We start from the raw sequence: 16,104 nt of genomic DNA, 5'->3' as shown, positions 1-16,104 counted from the left end.
AGGTCCCTTCCTCAACTGTAGCCTGCCACCGGAATCATTTCTTTTTCTTTGTGCAGTACAGCAATCTTAAACCTGTTCTACAATCCGATAAAGACGGCAAAACTGAATTGATTGTTCAGGATCCTGAACAATGAGGCGAACAAATGAATAAACTACAAGCGATGGAAGTTTTTGTGGAGGTGGTCGATACCGGCGGCTTCACGCGCGCGGCCGACAACCTGCAACTGCCCAAGGCCACGGTGTCGACCCTGATCGCCTCGCTGGAGACGGCGTTGTCGGTCAAGCTGCTGCACCGGACCACGCGCCACGTGAGCGTAACCGCCGACGGCGCCGCCTATTATGAACGCTGCCTGCGCATCCTGTCCGATGTGCGCGACGCCGAGGAATCGCTGTCGCGCACGCGCTTGAGTCCCAGCGGGCGGCTGCGGGTGGACGTGCCCACCGGCCTGGCGCACGACGTCATCATTCCCGCCATGCCCGACTTTTTCACGCGCTACCCGGACATCCAGGTGGAGATGGGGTGCAGCGACCGTAGCGTGGACCTGGTGGAGGAAGGCGTCGATTGCGCGGTGCGCGGCGGCGTGCTGGTCGATTCGAGCCTGATCGCGCGCCGGGTGGGCATGCTCGACTTTATCTGCTGCGCCGCGCCCGACTACCTGCGGCGCTACGGTATTCCTGCCCATCCCCGCGAACTGCTGCAGCACCGGTGCGTGAATTATTTTTCCTCGCGCAGCGGTAAAATCCTCGAATGGGACTTTACCCGCGACGGCGAACGGCTGCAGGTCGCCCTGCCCGGCCTGATCGCCGTCAACGATACCAACGCCTACATCGCCGCCGGGGTGGCGGGCCTGGGCATCATCCAGACCGCCGGCTTCGTGGTCGACGCCATGCTGGCGGACGGCCGCCTGACCACCATCCTCGACGACTGGTCGATCGACCCGCTGCCGGTGCACGTGGTGTACCCGCAAAACCGCCACCTGTCGGCCAAGGTGCGCGTGTTCGTGGAATGGATCGCCGAACTGTTTGCCAGCCACCCCGGCATGCGCTTGCCGAAGGCGCCGCCGCCGGCAAGCGCACCGCACCCTCAACCTTGGAGTCCGCCGTATGAGCAATAATGACAATCACCGCATCGTCTTCCTTGACCGCGACAGCCTGATCGCCAACGTGCGCCAGCCGTCCTTTCCACACGAGTGGACCGAGTATCCGGCCACGAAAGCTGCCGATGCGGTCGCGCGCCTGCGCGATGCGCGCGCCACCATCGCCATCACCAACAAGGTGCCGCTGCGCGCGGACACGCTGGACCAGCTGCCGGAGTTGAAGATGATCGCGGTGTCGGCCACCGGCACCGACATCATCGACCTGGCTGCGTGCCGCGCGCGCGGCATCGTGGTCTCCAACATCCGCAACTACGCGGTGCACACCCTGCCCGAGCATACGTTTGCGCTGATGCTGGCATTGCGGCGGCAACTGGTGGCCTACCGCGCCGATATCGAAGCGGGCCTGTGGCAGAAGGCCGAACAATTCTGCCTGTTCGGCCATCCGGTCCAGGACCTGGCCGGCAGCCGCCTCGGCCTGGCCGGCTACGGCGCGCTGGGTAAATCGGTGGCCGCGATCGCGCGCGCGTTCGGCATGGAGGTGGTGGTATTCAACCGTTCGCCGGTGACCGACGAAGGTGTGGCGCAGGTGTCGTGGGACGAACTGCTGGAGACCTCCGACGTCCTGAGTTTGCACCTGCCGCTCAACGACCAGACCCGCAACCTGATCGGCGCGGCGGAACTGGTGCGCATGAAGCGCAGCGCACTGCTGATCAACACCGCGCGCGGCGGCCTGGTGGACGAGCAGGCGCTGGCCGATGCATTGCGCGCCGGCGTGATCGGCGGCGCCGGTGTCGACGTGCTCACGCAAGAGCCGCCGCCGGCCGACAACCCGCTGCTGAACCTGCGACTGCCGAACTTCATCCTCACGCCGCACTCGGCCTGGGCCAGCACGCAAGCCATGCAGGTGCTGGCGGACCAGCTGATCGACAACGTGGAAGCATGGGTGGCGGGCGCGCCGCGCCAGGTGGTGGCATGAAAATCCAGCCCAGTACCGTGATGACCTTGATTGCAGTGGTGCTGTTGTCAACGTGGGCCTGGCACCAGCTGGGCAAGAAGCCCAAGGTCCCAGACGCTACAGCGGCCAATTGTTCGCAGGAGGCGATCCGGGCGGTGGCCGATCCGATTGAACGTTCGATCCTGTCGGCCCGCTGCGCCAAGCAGGCAGCTCCGCTGCAGCCTGCAAGCTGAAGAGCAAAGAAAAAGGGCCTGATGATCACTCATCAGGCCCCGCTTCTTACGAATCTTACGAATATTACGAATTTTGGTGCGGCTGGCAGGAATCGAACCCACGACCCCTTGGTTCGTAGCCAAGTACTCTATCCAGCTGAGCTACAGCCGCGAAAGACAACATTGTAACAGCGTTCTGTCGTCCGGTATAGCACTCAAAAGAAGAATACTCATTATCTTTCAAGGGCTTACATTTAAAGAAAAAAGGCCCGACGATCACTCATCAGGCCTTTCATCTTACGAATTTTGGTGCGGCTGGCAGGAATCGAACCCACGACCCCTTGGTTCGTAGCCAAGTACTCTATCCAGCTGAGCTACAGCCGCTAAAAACAAGATTGTAACAGCGTTCTTGTCCGGTAAAACACGAATTTTTGGTGCGGCTGGCAGGAATCGAACCCACGACCCCTTGGTTCGTAGCCAAGTACTCTATCCAGCTGAGCTACAGCCGCAAAAAACAAGATTGTAACAGCGTTTCTTGCATGGTAAAACATGATTTTTTGGTGCGGCTGGCAGGAATCGAACCCACGACCCCTTGGTTCGTAGCCAAGTACTCTATCCAGCTGAGCTACAGCCGCCAAAACATCATCTGCAACATTGTATCAGATAAACTTTATTTCGCAAAGTCCGACATTTCTATCGGTTCTGTTTGCCTGGCGCACGAAACACCGAACAAAGCCTTTGCAAACAGTTTACCCCTACTCTGCTGCGCTTCTTTCAACCGGCGTGCCGTTCGAAAGAAGCAGCATTATAGGGACGGTTATCGCGCTTGTCCACCCCTCGATCGAGATTCAATTCACGCTGCATCACACGCCATATTCTGCAGCCGCCTTGGCGGTCCACAGCGCTTCGTTGTACGAGGGATACGGTTGGCCATAGCAATCGATGGCGCCGTTATCGCCAATAAATTTGATCCACCAGCCCTGGCCATCCTCGATGATGCCGATGTCGCCAGTCCGGCAGACCTGCAGCAACTGCTCGCCCGCCTCCAGCAAGATGATGTTGACGCCCCTGTGTTTGACTACCGTTGCCATGGTTCCCCCGTATTAAATCTGCACTGCAACATGGACGAAAAAGCACGCCATTCACGGTGCTTATCTCGATCATCATCAATAAAAATTTGCATTCGTTTGCGCGTTGCAGCATTATTGAGCTGTCTCCTCTATTCTCCTCCAAGGAAATAGATTTAGCCCGCTCCCGTAGCGGGCTTTTTTTTTACCGTGTACGATGCGTTCATCTTGTGAAGAGGTCAACTCGTATGTCATTTCCCGATTCGATCGCAGCGCCCGCCCCGGACTGGACCCGCACCGCCCTTGGCGATAGCGCTGCCTGGCCCGCCACTTTGCGGCTGACGGTCGACATTCTGCTCAACTCCCCGCTGCCCATGGTGCTGCAATGGGGCGAGCAACAAATCATGGTCCATAACGACGCGTATGTCGAGTTGCTCGGCCTGCCCAGCCTGCGCGCGCCCGGTGGCAACGTGCCGCCGATGCAGCCGTCGGTGTGGAGCTGGAATCCGGACGTCATCGTCCATGCGCGCCAGGGCCATAGCGCCAGCTACCGCAGCCGCAACCTGCCGGTATGGCGCGACCACGCCTTTACGCAAAAGCCGCTCGACCTGTATTACACCCCGGTGCGCGACGACTACAACGTGGTGCAAGGCGTGCTGTGCGCGCTGGCACCGGCGCAGGCAATGCCGGCGGCCGACGCCGGTCGTGCCCTGACGCTGCTGGTGGTGGAAGACAATGCCGACGCCCGCTACCTGGTGTGCGAAACCCTGCGCGCACTGGGCCACGAGGTGGAAGCGGCCGCCAGCGCAGAAGAAGCGCTGCCGCAGCTGGCCAGCCAGCAATTCGACGTGTTGTTCACCGACGTCAGCCTGCCCGGCATGTCCGGCGTGGACCTGGCGCGCCAGGCCCGGCGCGACCAGCCGGCGCTGGAAGTGCTGTTCGCTTCCGGCTACGGCGACGAGCTCACCCGCCACCTGGAATTCCCTGCCCGTTCGTTGCAAAAACCCTACGACATCGACGTGCTGCAAGACGCCCTGGTGCAGCTGGCACGCAGCGTGCAAGTCAAGGCGGCGTAAGCTTCCGGCGCCGTTTCAACCGTGCGGTGGCGAGGCGAACTATCACGCTAGAATGGTCAAACCGTTAACTGTCCAGTGTTAGCTTCGCGCTTCCCCGTGCGCCACACGGCGTGCAGGAGTGGCGCGAAGGCCGCCGCCACCCATGATTTCTCCAAATGAGCCTGTGAGCGCCACCTCTGCCGTCCCGGTAGAAGACGCCGCGCTCGACTATCTACCGCACGCTCTCGACGAACTGCGCCGCGCGCGCGAATCGCTGCGCCAGAGCCAGCACGAACTGCGTGCGCTGGCCGATTCCATGCCGCAGTTGGCGTGGATCGCCGAGCAGGACGGCGCGATGATCTGGTACAACCAGCGCTGGTACGATTACACCGGCACCACGCCACAGGACATGCTGGATGACGGTTGGCGCCGCGTGTACGCGCCCGACTGCATTGACGCGCTCGATCAGATGTGGGACCAGTGCCGCGCCAGCGGCGCAGCCTTCGAGCTGGAAGTGCCGATCCGCAGCGCCAGCGGCGAGTTCCGCTGGTTCCTGGTGCGCGCCAACGCGGTGCGCGACGCCGACGGCAAGCTGGTGCGCTGGTTCGGCACCAGCACCGACGTCGACCAGGTCAAGCGCGCCCAGGAAGCCTTGCGCGATGAAACCGCCGCACTCGAACTGGTCAACCGCACCGGCACCGCCCTCGCTGCACGCCGCGACCTGCACCCGCTGCTGCAGGAACTGACCGACGCCGCCACCAGCATCAGCGGTGCCCGCTATGGCGCGTTCTTTTACCAGGCGCCCGACGACAGCGGCGCCAGCGCCATGCGGCATACGTTGTCGGATGGCGCTGGCGACAGCTTCGCCGGCTTTTGCGCGCCGCGCGCGGAGGCACTACTGGTCAGCAACTCCGGCAGCGTGGATGCGCTGCACCGCCAGGCACCCATCCGCAGTGTCGATTTGCCGGCAGAAGCCGGCGCCGACCAGGCCAGTCCCAATCATGGCCTGCCGCCGGGCACGCCATTGGTGCGCAGCTACCTGGCGGTGCCGGTGGCGCTGGGCACCGGCGCGGTGATCGGCTGCCTGTTTTTCGGCCATCCCGAGCGCGCCATGTTTACCGAACGCACCGAGCGCATCATCGGCGGCATCGCCGCCCAGGCGGCCATTGCCATCGACAATGCGCGCCTGTACGAAGCGACCCAGCAAGCGGCCGAAGAGCGCAGGCAATTGCTCGACAGCGAGCGCGAGGCCCGCGCCGAAGCAGAACGCAACAGCCAAATGAAGGATGAATTCCTGGCCACCCTGTCGCACGAGCTGCGCACGCCGCTCACTGCCATCCTCGGCTGGTCGCAAGTACTGCGGCGCGGCACCCGCGACGAGGCCGACCTGCATCGCGGCCTGCAAACCATCGAACGCAATGCCCGCGCCCAGGCACAACTGATCGAAGACCTGCTCGACATGAGCAGCATTGCCTCGGGCAAGGTGCGGCTCGAACTGCTGCCGCTGTCGCCAGTGGCGATTGCCAGCGCCGCCATCGATACCGTGCGCCCCGCCGCCGAAGCGCGGCAAATCAACGTCACCACCGAATTCGACAACACGGCCGGGATGGTGTCGGGCGACGCCAGCCGCTTGCAGCAAATTATCTGGAACCTGCTCACCAACGCCATCAAGTTTACGCCGGCGGGCGGCAGCGTCACGGTGGCGGTGCGGCGCGAAGCCGACCAGGTGGCGGTCGAGGTGCGCGATACCGGCGCCGGCATCACCGCCGATTTCATCGGCCACGTGTTCGAGCGCTTCCGCCAGGCCGACGCCACCACCACTCGCAAGCATGGCGGACTGGGCCTGGGTTTGGCAATCGCCAAGCACCTGGTGGAGCAGCACGGCGGCACCATCGCCGCGCACAGCGACGGTCCCGGCCAGGGCGCCTGCTTTACGCTGCGCTTGCCGCGCCGGCCCGGCAAGAACGACGCGGCGCCGACGTCGGCATGTGCTGCACCGCATGATCTGGCCGGCTTGCAAGTGCTGGTGGTCGATGACGACGACGACTCGCGCGAATTGATTCGCCGTATTCTGCACGACTGCCACGCCGACGTGCTCACTGCCGCCAATGCCACCGAGGCGCTGGACATGCTCGAACATGCCCGCCCCCACCTGCTGCTGACCGACCTGGGCATGCCCGATGTCGATGGCTACGGTCTGCTCGAACGGGTACGTGCGCTGGGCGCGGCGCGCGGCGGCGACATGCCGGCCATTGCGCTGACAGCGTTTGCACGCGTGGAAGACCGCGTGAAAGCGTTATCAAGTGGTTTTTCCGCACATATTTCCAAGCCGGTGGAGCCCGGCGAACTGATCGCCAAAGTCGCCGCTGCGCGCAGCGACAAACGCGGAGGTTGACAGTCGCCCCTCTGAGCAGCGATGTGATTCAATAAACAACGGTAAAATTTATTGCAATTTAGCACATTTACCGCTCCTACTTTTAGACGCGGCAATGTCCTACAAGCAATCACGAGCATGCTTGCTACACTAGAAAAATCATGGAAACCAGGTAGAATTGTTTCTATGCAGAAATTAATTGTAGATGTGTGCGCCGCAGCACAGCGGTTTGCGATATTATCTATTTATTATGCAATGACGTTTCGCGGCCGGGCCCCCGCCGCTTAGATGACACAGATTGAGAAAAAAATATGCCGAGCCGTGACGATATTCTGCACGCCAAGATCCTGGTGGTGGATGACAGCGCCGACAACGTCGAGCTAATGTTGGAAATCCTGCGCGAAGCCGGTTACACCGACGTTTCTTCGACCATGCTGCCCGAGCAGGTATGCCCCATGCATCGCCAGCATTGCTACGACCTGATCCTGCTTGACCTGCAAATGCCAGGTTTGAACGGTTTCCAGGTGATGAAGGGTTTGAAGGAAATCGAACAAGGCGGTTACCTGCCCGTGCTGGCGCTCACCGCGCAGCCGAGCTTCAAGATCGCCGCGCTCGAAGCCGGCGCGCGCGACTTCATCAGCAAACCATTCGACTTGCTCGAGGTGCACAAGCGCATCCACAACATGCTCGAGGTGCGCCTGCTCTATAAAGAGCTGGCGCAATACAGCAAGCAGCAGCAGGAACTGGCGCTGCACGATCCGCTCACCGGCCTGCCCAACCGCCGCCTGCTCGAAGACCGCATCGCCACGGTGCTGCAACACGCCACGCGCCAGCAGAACAAGGCTGCCGTGATGTACCTCGACCTCGACGGCTTCAAGCCCATCAACGACACCTATGGTCACGCGGCCGGCGACGAGATCCTCAAGCTGGTGGCCCAGCGCCTGGTCAGTTGTGCGCGCAAGGAAGACACGGTCGCGCGCGTGGGTGGCGACGAGTTCGTCATCGTGATGGGCAATATCTCGCACGTGGGCGATACCCAGGAGCCCGCCAACAAGCTGATCGAATCGGTGTCGCAGCCGTATATCGTCAACGGCCATACGCTGCAACTGTCCACCAGTATCGGTATCGGCATCTTCCCGGACGACGCCGATGCAGTGGCGGCAGTCATTGCTGTAGCCGATGCGGCGCTGTACGAAGCGAAGCGCTCGGGCAAGAACCGCAGCTGCACGGCGCAAACCCTCCGCACCCAGTCCCCCGCCGAGCCAGTGCTGTCCACCACGGTATAAACAGAAAAATCCGCCATGCCGCGATTGCGGACATGGCGGACATCGCACCTGCCGACCAGGCCAGACAAATTACGCTGGCGTCTTGTCCTTACCCTTCAGATTTTTTGCGCTGTTGCTGTGCTGGTGGTCATGCTTGGCATCGACCATCTCCGGCGGCACCTCGATGCGCGTGATGCCCGCATCGACCGAGACCGGGTCGCTGGCCGGGAAGGTCATCTCCAGGCCGTCGTCGAGCAGGGTTTCCTTGGCTTGTTCGGCCGGGGTGGACTGTTCCAGGTCAGCCAGGGTGGTGATGGCTTGCGCCCATTTGACGAAGTCCATATTGGCCAGGTCGCGCACCGAGTGCACGTTGAAGGCTTGCGCCAACGCCTTGGCGTCCTTGGCGCTGATGCCGCGCAGTGCGCTCACTGGCGACGAGGCCAGAGCGCGAAAGCTCAGGCCGACATATTCTTTGTCCACGACAGTATCGATATTCATGATGTGTTCCTTGAGTGGGTGGATACACGTTCACTGTGACAGCGCCAGCGCGGCAGGTCTGTGCGGAAGCAAACACAGGGCAGCGCACTGGTAGCACAGCGCCATAGCCTTTCGGTTTTTTGACATTCATACAAGCAATTGTTATGATCGTCCGGTCTCTCCCGCTGCTGTCCAACCAACGCGCCCATGCCAGACAAACCCAAAATCCTGGTCGTCAACGACGACGCCAACAGCCTGTTCGCGTTGACCAGTTTGCTTGGGCTATGGGCCGAGCAGGAGTCCTACGAAGTATTGGCCGCGCGCACCGGGCAGGAGGCGCTGCGCCAGGTGCTGATGCACGACTTTGCCGTGATCCTGCTCGACGTCAACATGCCCGGCATGGACGGCTTCGAGACCGCCGAAGCGATCCACGCGCGGGCGCGCTCGGCCGACATCCCCATCATCTTCATCACCGCCTTCCTGGCCGACGAGCTCGACCGGCTAAAGGCTTACCAGCATGGCGCCGTCGACTTCCTGTTCACGCCGGTGATCCCGCAAATTTTGTATGCCAAGATTTCCGTGTTCGTGGCGCTGGCCACCAAGAACGAGGAACTGAAAAAACAGGCGCGCGAACTGAGCTTGCGCACCACCGAGCTGACCGCCTCCAACGGCCGCCTGCGGCGCGAGATCGCGGAACGCCAGGTGGCCGAGCGGGAGAGCCACGCCAAGGACGAGTTCCTCGCCATGCTGGGCCACGAACTGCGCAATCCATTGAGCGCCATCAGCAGCGCCGCTGCGCTGATCGGGCTGCCGGGCGTGAGCGTCGATGGCGTGCAGCGCGCCAAGAACATCATCGAACGCCAGAGCCGGCACCTGGGCCGCATCGTTGACGACCTGCTCGACCTGTCGCGCGCGATGTCCGGCAAGATCCTGCTCGACCGTGCGCCGGTCGACCTGGCCGCCCTGGTGGCCGGCACGCTGGAAACCTTTCGCGCCACCGGCCGCAGCAGCGGCTACGACCTGGCGCACGACCTGGCCGGCGGCTGGGTCGACGGCGACGCCACCCGGCTCGAACAAATCGCCAGCAACCTGATCGACAACGCCCTCAAGTACACGCCGGCCGGTGGCCGCATCGAGGTGCGCACCTGGACCGAGGGTGAGCAGGTCGTGCTCAGCGTGCGCGACAATGGCGTCGGTATTGCCGCCGAGCTGCTGCCGCATGTATTCGATGTGTTCGTACAAGGCGCGAGCACGCTAGACCGTTCGCAGGGCGGCCTCGGCATCGGGCTGTCGCTGGTGCGGCGCCTGGCCGACTTGCACGGCGGCGACATCGAAGCCGACAGCAAAGGCCCCGGCGCCGGCAGTACTTTTACGTTGCGCCTGCCGCGCATTGCCCACCAGGCACCGGTGGTGACGCCAGTGGCGCCGGTTGCCGGCGCCAAGCCGAGCCTGCTTCTGATCGAAGATAACGAAGACGGTCGCGAGATGATGACCATGATGCTCGGCTGCTATGGCTACCAGGTGCGCGCCGCCGCGGACGGCTTGCGCGGACTGGACGCGGTGCGCGAGTTCTGCCCCGACCTGGCGCTGGTCGATATCGGCCTGCCCGGCATCGACGGCTACGAGGTGGCGCGGCGCCTGCGCGCCGATCCGGCCACCCGCCACATCAAGCTGATCGCCCTCACCGGCTACGGCCTGGCGGACGACCTGGCGCGCGTGATGGCAGCCGGCTTTGATCGTCACCTGGTCAAGCCGGTCGGCATCGAACAATTAATGGATGCAATCGAAAGTTCCATGCAGGAACCGGTAAAACTGTAATGTCAGGAAAATGATTTCCCTGCGGAGCGCCGCCCTGCGGAAAGCTCGGGTATCATCGGAAATGAGACTCCTTCTTTACAACTTACATCAAGTCTTTCTATACAAACAGAGATGCCCATGTCCGTACCGGTCCCACCAGAACATCACGAAGCCCAGCGCAGCGCCGACCTGAGCGAATTGCTCGGTCATGTCCACACGTGCTGGGATAACGAACGGCGATCGCTGTCGCGCCAGCTGCACGACAGCCTGGGCTCGTCGCTCACCGCGCTGACCATGCACCTCGGCCTGCTGATGCAAAAGCTGCCGGACGACCAGGCGCTGCAGGACCGCGCCGGCCACATGAAAAAGCTGCTGAACCAGATCGTGGAAACCAACCGCCAGATGCAGATCAAGCTGTGGAACGACAAGCTCGAGTTCCTCGGCGTGCGCGTGGCGCTGGGCGAGCTGGTCGAGCAGTTCGGCCAGCAGCACAACATCACCGCACGGTCGAGCCTGCCCGAAGACGAACTCGATTGCCCGCGCAGCCACGGCATCGTGCTGCTGCACACGCTGGAAGAAGCGCTGCGCAACATCGTCGCCCACGCTGGCGCCACCGAGGTGGACGTGATCGTGGACGACAATGAAGACGAAGTGATGATGACGGTGAAAGACAATGGCGTCGGCCTGGCCGCAGCCGCTACCACTGCTGCTGCGCCAGCTGGCGCCGACCAGGTCAAGTTCGGCCTGCGCATGGCGCGCGAACGCGCCGCCTACCTGGGCGGCACCCTCACCCTGGCACCCGGCCATGCCGGCGGTGCCATGCTGACGATGATATTGCCGAAGCCGCCGAGCACCTGACCAACCGCCAAAGCTGCGCTGCAGCTCCTCGGCGTACAGTCGTACTGTCTTCGTCGCTGCGCCTTGCTTTGAAGGTCCGTCAGGCGCTCGATTTAATTAGTGCAGTTTCACTAAAGGGGTGCTGCGCTTGATCAGGAAGCGGGCCAGCGCCAGCACCCCGGTGCGCACCGTACCCAGCACGGCCTTGTGGTGCAGCAGGTGCAGGCTCACGTACATCAGCCGCGCCACAAACCCTTCGACGAACCAGCTCAAGCCCTTGAGCGAACCCATCAAGCTGCCAACCGACGTGGTCTGGCCGAACGACACCAGCGAACCGTAATCCTTGTATTCGTAGGGCTTGGCCTGTGGCGGCTTGTTGTCGCGCTGGCGCAGGAAGGTGTCGAGCAGGTAGTCGGCCTGCTGGTGCGCGGCCTGGGCGCGCGGCGGTACCGCTTTGCCGTCCGGCCCGATGCAGGCGGCGCAATCGCCCATTGCATAAATCCCGGGAAAACCTTTAACCTGCAAGTGCTGGTCCACGTCCAGCGCGCCCGACTTCACGGTAGGCAGGCCCAGCTCCTTGAGAAAGTCCGGCGCCTTGATGCCGGCCGCCCACACCACCAGCTGGGCCGGATAGACGATGTCGCCAGCGGTAACGCTGTCGGCCGCAATCGCCGTCACGCGGGTATTGGTCACGACCGTGACGGCGCGCTGGTGCAGCAGGTCGAGCGCTGCGCTCGACACTTTTTCCGGCAAGGGCGCGAGGATGCGCGGCGCGCCTTCGAGCAGGGTGATGCGGATATCGCGCTCGGCCTTCAACTGGCCGAAACCGTAGGTGGCGTACACGCCACTGGCTTCGCGCAGCTCGGCCGCCAGCTCGACACCGGTGGCGCCGCCGCCGATGATCACCACGTCCACGCCCGCCTGCACGTTGTGCTCTTTTTGCAGCGACGCCAGCGTCAGCAGTTTCAACAGCGTGAGGCGGAAGCGTTCGGCGTCCTCGGTGGCGTTGAGCGAAATCGTGTGCTCGGCAGCGCCCTGCACGCCGAAGTAATTGGAGGTGCTGCCCACCGCGATCACCAAAGAGTCGAAGCCGACCTGGCGCTCGGGCAGCACCACTTCGTCGCGCTCGTCGCCGGCGGTAATGGCGCCGATGGTGATGGTGCGCTGGACGTGGTCCAGCGCCAGCATGGGGCCGTAGGCAAAGGTAAAGCCGTTGTCATGCGCCAGCATCTGGTACGACAGGCCTTCCTGGTGGACGTCGAGGGTGCCGGCGGCCACTTCGTGCAGCGACGGCTTCCAGATATGGGACAGGCGGCTATCGACCAGCATTACCGCTCCCGGCATCTTGCGGCCCAGCTTACATGCCAGCTCCAGCCCGCCGGCGCCGCCGCCTACGATCACAATTTTGCTATGCAAAGTTTTTCTCCCTGTTCGACTCGATCTCTGTGTAATCCCCATGATACCAAGGGTGGCGAAATCTTTCTCTCCACCTCCGAGCAGAGTCCGCCATGCTAGAATAATAGTTCGACACCTAACCATTCACAGTTTAATTATATGCCCACTATCGAAGAACGGTTCTCGATGGCCCTGCACGGCAGCGCCCGCGCCTGGCGGCTGGCGATCGACCGCCGCCTGCGCCACCTCGGCATCAGCCAGTCGAGCTGGATGGCGATTGCCCTTACCGCCAAGGAAAAAGAGCCGCCGTCGCAAACCCGCCTGGCCAACCGCGTGGGCGTGGAAGACCCCACCATGGTCGCCACCATTGACCGCCTGGTCAAAGCCGGCTACATGCTCCGCACCCCATCGGAGACCGACCGAAGGGTCAAGCTGCTCAGCCTGACCGAATCGGGCATGCAGGTGTACCGCAGCGTGAAACAGGAAGCCGATGCGATGCGCACCGAGTTGCTGGCCAAGGCCGATCCGGCCGTGCTGGCCATCGTCACGGACTTTCTCGAGCAGATGCAAAGCGATATCGAGTCGGGCATATGAGCGATGTAGTATCGGAAGACGCGGGCATCAACCGCACCATGATCACGGTGTCGATCATGCTGGCCACCGTGATCCAGGCGCTCGACGGCACCATTGCCAACGTCGCCCTGCCCCACATGCAGGGCAGCCTGTCGGCCTCGCAGGACCAGATCACCTGGGTGCTGACCTCTTTCATCGTGGCCACCGCGATTGCCACGCCGCTCACCGGCTGGCTGTGCGACCGCTTTGGCCAGAAAAATATTTTTCTTACCGCCGTAGCCGGCTTCACGCTCGCTTCGGTGCTGTGCGGGCTGTCGATGAACCTGGGCGAGATCGTTGCAGCGCGCATGTTGCAAGGGGTGTTCGGCGCGGCGCTGGTGCCGCTGTCGCAAGCGACGCTGCTCGACATCAATCCGCGTGAAAAGCATGGTTCGGCCATGGCCGTATGGGGCATGGGCGTGATGATCGGCCCCATCCTCGGCCCCACGCTGGGCGGCTGGCTGACCGACGCCTACAACTGGCGCTGGGTGTTCTTCATCAACGTGCCGATCGGCGCGATGGCGTTTTACGGCATCTGGCGCTACATCGGCAAGACCGGCGCGCCGCGCAAGATGAAGTTCGACGCTTTCGGTTTCGTCACGCTCAGCGTGGCCATCGGCGCCTTGCAGCTGCTGCTCGACCGCGGTGAACAGAACGACTGGTTTGCCGCCACCGAAACCTGGATCGAGGCGATCGTGCTGGCGCTGGCGTTTATCTATTTTGCCGTGCACACGGCCATGCAGCCGGCCGGCAAATCGTTCTTCGACTACCGGCTGCTGAAAAACGCCAATTATGTCAGCGGCCTGCTGTTCATCTTCATCGTGGGCCTGGTGCTGTTTGCCACCCGTGCGCTGACGCCGACCATGCTGCAAAGCCTGATGGGCTACCCGGCCGCGATTGCCGGCCTGGTGACGGCGCCCAGCGGCATCGGCACCATGCTCGCCATGCTCATCGTCGGCAAACTGGTGGGCCGGGTGGACCTGCGCCTGCTGCTGGGCGCCGGCTTTGCGATTACCGCGTTTTCGCTGTGGCAGATGACGCGCTATACGCTCGTGCTCTCGCAGAGCGACATCATCTGGCCCGGCGTGATCCAGGGCCTGGGGCTGGGACTGGTGTTCGTGCCGCTGTCGGCCGCCACCTTTGCCACGCTGTCGCCGGAAATGCGCGCAGAGGGCACGGCGATCTACAGCCTGATGCGCAATATCGGCAGCTCGATCGGCATCGCGCTGGTGCAAACGCTCCTGGTGCGCAACACGCAGACCATGCACGCGGCGCTGACCGAGAAAATCACCATCGCCAATCCGGCCGCGCTCGATGCGTTGGAGGCACCGCAGGGCGCCGCGCTGCTCAACAACGAGATCACCCGGCAGGCGTCGATGATCGCGTACGTGGACGACTTCTGGCTGATGCTGATATTGACCTTGTGCGTGCTGCCACTGCTGCTGTTGATACGGCCAGCCGCAAAACACGAAGCGCCGGCGGTGCACGCCGCCCACGATTGACACCTGATGAGACACACCGTGAAAAAATCTCTACTCACCATGGCGGCCCTGCTGCTGGCCGGCTGCGCCGCGATTCCACCCGACGCGCACATTGCCGCCCAGCGCGACATCACCACCGCCGATTTGACCGCAGACATCCACCTGGCGCGCGAAGGCTGGCCGCAGGCGCGCTGGTGGACTGCCTATGGCGACGCGCAGCTGAACGCGTTGGTCGAGCAGGCGTTGCAGGGTGGCCCGAGCCTGGAAGTGGCGGCGGCACGCATCGGAAGCGCGCGGTCGGAACTGTCGCGCAGCATGGCCGACATGGGCATCGACATCAGCGGCTACGCCAACGCCAACCGCCAGCGCTACTCGGGCACCGGCCTGTTCCCGGCGCCCATCGGCGGCGCCTATTTCACCACCGAGACGCTGCGCCTCGAAGCGCGCTACAACTTCGACTGGTGGGGCAAGAACCGCGCCCAGGTGGCCGCTGCCGTCGGCGCGCTCAACGTCGACCGCGCCGCGTATGCCCAGGCCGAACAGGCGCTGGCCGCCGCCATCGCCCAGAGTTATTTCCGCCTGCAAGGCGACTTTGCGCGCCTGGACAACCTGGCGCGCATGACTGCCGCACAAACTGCACTGGCGCAGGACCGCAACCGCCGCATCGACAGCGGCCTGGCCAGCGCCGACGCCAGCCACGCGGCGCAGGCCGAACTGGCCCAGCTGCGCAAGCATACCGCGCAACTGAACACCGACATCGGCGTCGAGCGCGAAGCCTTGCGCGCCTTGCTCGGCGCCGACCACGCGGCGCTGGCCGATCTCAAGCCGGTGCAGGCGAAGGCGGTGGCGCACGCCCTGCCCGCGCGGCTCGGCATCGACCTGCTGGCGCGCCGTCCCGACTTGCAGGCCGCGCGCTGGAAGGTCGAATCGTCGCTGAGCCGGATCGACGCCGCCAAGGCCGCGTTCTACCCGGACGTCAACCTGACCGGCTCGATTGGCCTCGACACCATCAAGGTGGAGAACCTGCTGCAGGCGGCCAGCCGCACCGTGTACCTGGGACCTACTTTGAGCTTGCCGATCTTCGACAGCCGCCGGCTCGACGCCCAGCTCGACGCCACCCGCACCGCGCGCAACGAGCGCATCGCCGAATACAACCAGGCCGTGGTGGACGCGGTGCGCGAAGTGGCGCAGGACGCCTTGCAGGTGCAGGGCATCGAACAGCAAATTGCAGAGCAGGCAGCCAGCAGTAAGGCGACCGCCGCACAACTGGCGTCGGCGCAAAAACGCTACGAGCGCGGACTGGCCGACAACGCCGCGGTGCTCCACGCGCAGCTGGCCGTGCTGCGCGAGCGCGACGCCGACCTGACCCTGCAACAGGTGCAGCGCCTGGCCGAAGTCGCGCTGACCAACGCCCTGGGTGGCGGCTACCATGAGCAGGCGCCGCTGGCCACCGCAATGAAACAGGTACTTAAATAAGCAA

14 protein-coding genes and 4 tRNA genes are annotated in these 16,104 nt (G+C 63.3%); 11 read left to right on the top strand and 7 right to left on the bottom strand.

The window, feature by feature from the left end; all coding sequences use genetic code 11:
• Nucleotides 1-143 precede the first annotated feature (143 nt).
• The 3 genes from J2X54_RS19055 to trbK are packed head-to-tail and all read left to right on the top strand — an operon-like array spanning nt 144 to nt 2,285.
• Nucleotides 144-1,115, top strand: coding sequence for a LysR family transcriptional regulator (locus tag J2X54_RS19055; protein ID WP_310182646.1), 972 nt, complete (start codon nt 144-146; stop codon nt 1,113-1,115).
• Entirely contained in the window at nt 1,105-2,073 is a 969-nt protein-coding gene (locus J2X54_RS19050) for a D-2-hydroxyacid dehydrogenase (protein WP_310182645.1), read from the top strand. Before J2X54_RS19055 ends, J2X54_RS19050 begins: the two co-directional genes overlap by 11 nt.
• Nucleotides 2,070-2,285, top strand: coding sequence for an entry exclusion lipoprotein TrbK (gene trbK, locus J2X54_RS19045; RefSeq protein WP_310182644.1), 216 nt, complete (start codon nt 2,070-2,072; stop codon nt 2,283-2,285). Before J2X54_RS19050 ends, trbK begins: the two co-directional genes overlap by 4 nt.
• 74 nt (nt 2,286-2,359) lie before the next feature.
• Here the strand turns inward: trbK and J2X54_RS19040 are convergent.
• The 5 genes from J2X54_RS19040 to J2X54_RS19020 form a co-directional block, all read right to left on the bottom strand.
• Nucleotides 2,360-2,436, bottom strand: a tRNA-Arg gene (locus J2X54_RS19040).
• A 135-nt stretch (nt 2,437-2,571) separates the two neighbouring features.
• Nucleotides 2,572-2,648 (bottom strand) — tRNA-Arg (locus J2X54_RS19035).
• A 48-nt stretch (nt 2,649-2,696) separates the two neighbouring features.
• Nucleotides 2,697-2,773, bottom strand: a tRNA-Arg gene (locus J2X54_RS19030).
• 49 nt (nt 2,774-2,822) lie between these two features.
• Nucleotides 2,823-2,899 (bottom strand) — tRNA-Arg (locus tag J2X54_RS19025).
• A gap of 228 nt (nt 2,900-3,127) precedes the next feature.
• Entirely contained in the window at nt 3,128-3,355 is a 228-nt protein-coding gene (locus J2X54_RS19020; protein WP_310182643.1) for a hypothetical protein, read from the bottom strand.
• Between the two features lie 224 nt (nt 3,356-3,579).
• On the opposite strand from J2X54_RS19020, the gene J2X54_RS19015 reads away from it, so the two are divergent.
• The 3 genes from J2X54_RS19015 (at nt 3,580) to J2X54_RS19005 (ending at nt 8,046) form a co-directional block, all read left to right on the top strand.
• Nucleotides 3,580-4,407: a response regulator gene (locus tag J2X54_RS19015; protein ID WP_310182641.1), complete on the top strand. Its 828-nt coding sequence runs from the start codon at nt 3,580-3,582 to the stop codon at nt 4,405-4,407.
• A gap of 163 nt (nt 4,408-4,570) precedes the next feature.
• Nucleotides 4,571-6,781 carry an ATP-binding protein gene (locus tag J2X54_RS19010; RefSeq protein WP_310182640.1) on the top strand — a complete coding sequence of 737 codons (2,211 nt, stop codon included), beginning with the start codon at nt 4,571-4,573 and terminating at the stop codon, nt 6,779-6,781.
• A 290-nt stretch (nt 6,782-7,071) separates the two neighbouring features.
• On the top strand, nt 7,072-8,046 hold the full coding sequence (locus J2X54_RS19005; RefSeq protein ID WP_310182638.1) for a diguanylate cyclase domain-containing protein: 975 nt from the start codon (nt 7,072-7,074) through the stop codon (nt 8,044-8,046).
• A gap of 69 nt (nt 8,047-8,115) precedes the next feature.
• Here the strand turns inward: J2X54_RS19005 and J2X54_RS19000 are convergent, their stop codons facing one another.
• Entirely contained in the window at nt 8,116-8,523 is a 408-nt protein-coding gene (locus J2X54_RS19000) for a hypothetical protein (RefSeq protein WP_310182637.1), read from the bottom strand.
• Between the two features lie 186 nt (nt 8,524-8,709).
• Between J2X54_RS19000 and J2X54_RS18995 the strand changes: the two genes are divergently transcribed.
• Nucleotides 8,710-10,320 carry a response regulator gene (locus tag J2X54_RS18995; RefSeq protein WP_310182636.1) on the top strand — a complete coding sequence of 537 codons (1,611 nt, stop codon included), beginning with the start codon at nt 8,710-8,712 and terminating at the stop codon, nt 10,318-10,320.
• 111 nt (nt 10,321-10,431) lie between these two features.
• Nucleotides 10,432-11,157 carry an ATP-binding protein gene (locus J2X54_RS18990; RefSeq protein ID WP_310182635.1) on the top strand — a complete coding sequence of 242 codons (726 nt, stop codon included), beginning with the start codon at nt 10,432-10,434 and terminating at the stop codon, nt 11,155-11,157.
• A 96-nt stretch (nt 11,158-11,253) separates the two neighbouring features.
• Here J2X54_RS18990 and J2X54_RS18985 read toward each other — a convergent pair whose 3' ends face one another.
• Entirely contained in the window at nt 11,254-12,552 is a 1,299-nt protein-coding gene (locus tag J2X54_RS18985; RefSeq protein WP_310182634.1) for an FAD-dependent oxidoreductase, read from the bottom strand.
• Nucleotides 12,553-12,690: 138 nt separating this feature from the next.
• Here J2X54_RS18985 and J2X54_RS18980 point away from each other — a divergent pair, with 138 nt between their 5' ends.
• From J2X54_RS18980 to J2X54_RS18970, 3 genes are read left to right on the top strand one after another with little or no spacing between them, the layout of a single operon-like run.
• Nucleotides 12,691-13,125, top strand: coding sequence for a MarR family winged helix-turn-helix transcriptional regulator (locus J2X54_RS18980; RefSeq protein ID WP_070245695.1), 435 nt, complete (start codon nt 12,691-12,693; stop codon nt 13,123-13,125).
• Nucleotides 13,122-14,645, top strand: coding sequence for a DHA2 family efflux MFS transporter permease subunit (locus J2X54_RS18975; protein ID WP_310182633.1), 1,524 nt, complete (start codon nt 13,122-13,124; stop codon nt 14,643-14,645). Before J2X54_RS18980 ends, J2X54_RS18975 begins: the two co-directional genes overlap by 4 nt.
• Before the next feature lie 18 nt (nt 14,646-14,663).
• On the top strand, nt 14,664-16,100 hold the full coding sequence (locus J2X54_RS18970) for an efflux transporter outer membrane subunit (RefSeq protein ID WP_310182631.1): 1,437 nt from the start codon (nt 14,664-14,666) through the stop codon (nt 16,098-16,100).
• Nucleotides 16,101-16,104: the final 4 nt, after the last annotated feature.

This window comes from Duganella sp. 3397, assembly GCF_031456625.1.
Classification (GTDB): Bacteria; Pseudomonadota; Gammaproteobacteria; order Burkholderiales; family Burkholderiaceae_D; genus Rugamonas; species Rugamonas phyllosphaerae.
The sequence above is the reverse complement of the archived record's forward strand: the minus strand, read 5'-3'. Positions and strand labels throughout refer to the sequence as shown.

Excerpts from the sequence above, each read along its gene's own strand:
- J2X54_RS19055 (WP_310182646.1), top strand. The coding sequence starts at position 144 with ATGAATAAACTACAAGCGATGGAAGTTTTTGTGGAGGTGGTCGATACC.
- J2X54_RS19050 (WP_310182645.1), top strand. The coding sequence starts at position 1,105 with ATGAGCAATAATGACAATCACCGCATCGTCTTCCTTGACCGCGACAGC.
- trbK (WP_310182644.1), top strand. The coding sequence starts at position 2,070 with ATGAAAATCCAGCCCAGTACCGTGATGACCTTGATTGCAGTGGTGCTG.
- J2X54_RS19020 (WP_310182643.1), bottom strand. The coding sequence starts at position 3,355 with ATGGCAACGGTAGTCAAACACAGGGGCGTCAACATCATCTTGCTGGAG.
- J2X54_RS19015 (WP_310182641.1), top strand. The coding sequence starts at position 3,580 with ATGTCATTTCCCGATTCGATCGCAGCGCCCGCCCCGGACTGGACCCGC.
- J2X54_RS19005 (WP_310182638.1), top strand. The coding sequence starts at position 7,072 with ATGCCGAGCCGTGACGATATTCTGCACGCCAAGATCCTGGTGGTGGAT.
- J2X54_RS19000 (WP_310182637.1), bottom strand. The coding sequence starts at position 8,523 with ATGAATATCGATACTGTCGTGGACAAAGAATATGTCGGCCTGAGCTTT.
- J2X54_RS18995 (WP_310182636.1), top strand. The coding sequence starts at position 8,710 with ATGCCAGACAAACCCAAAATCCTGGTCGTCAACGACGACGCCAACAGC.
- J2X54_RS18990 (WP_310182635.1), top strand. The coding sequence starts at position 10,432 with ATGCCCATGTCCGTACCGGTCCCACCAGAACATCACGAAGCCCAGCGC.
- J2X54_RS18980 (WP_070245695.1), top strand. The coding sequence starts at position 12,691 with ATGCCCACTATCGAAGAACGGTTCTCGATGGCCCTGCACGGCAGCGCC.
- J2X54_RS18975 (WP_310182633.1), top strand. The coding sequence starts at position 13,122 with ATGAGCGATGTAGTATCGGAAGACGCGGGCATCAACCGCACCATGATC.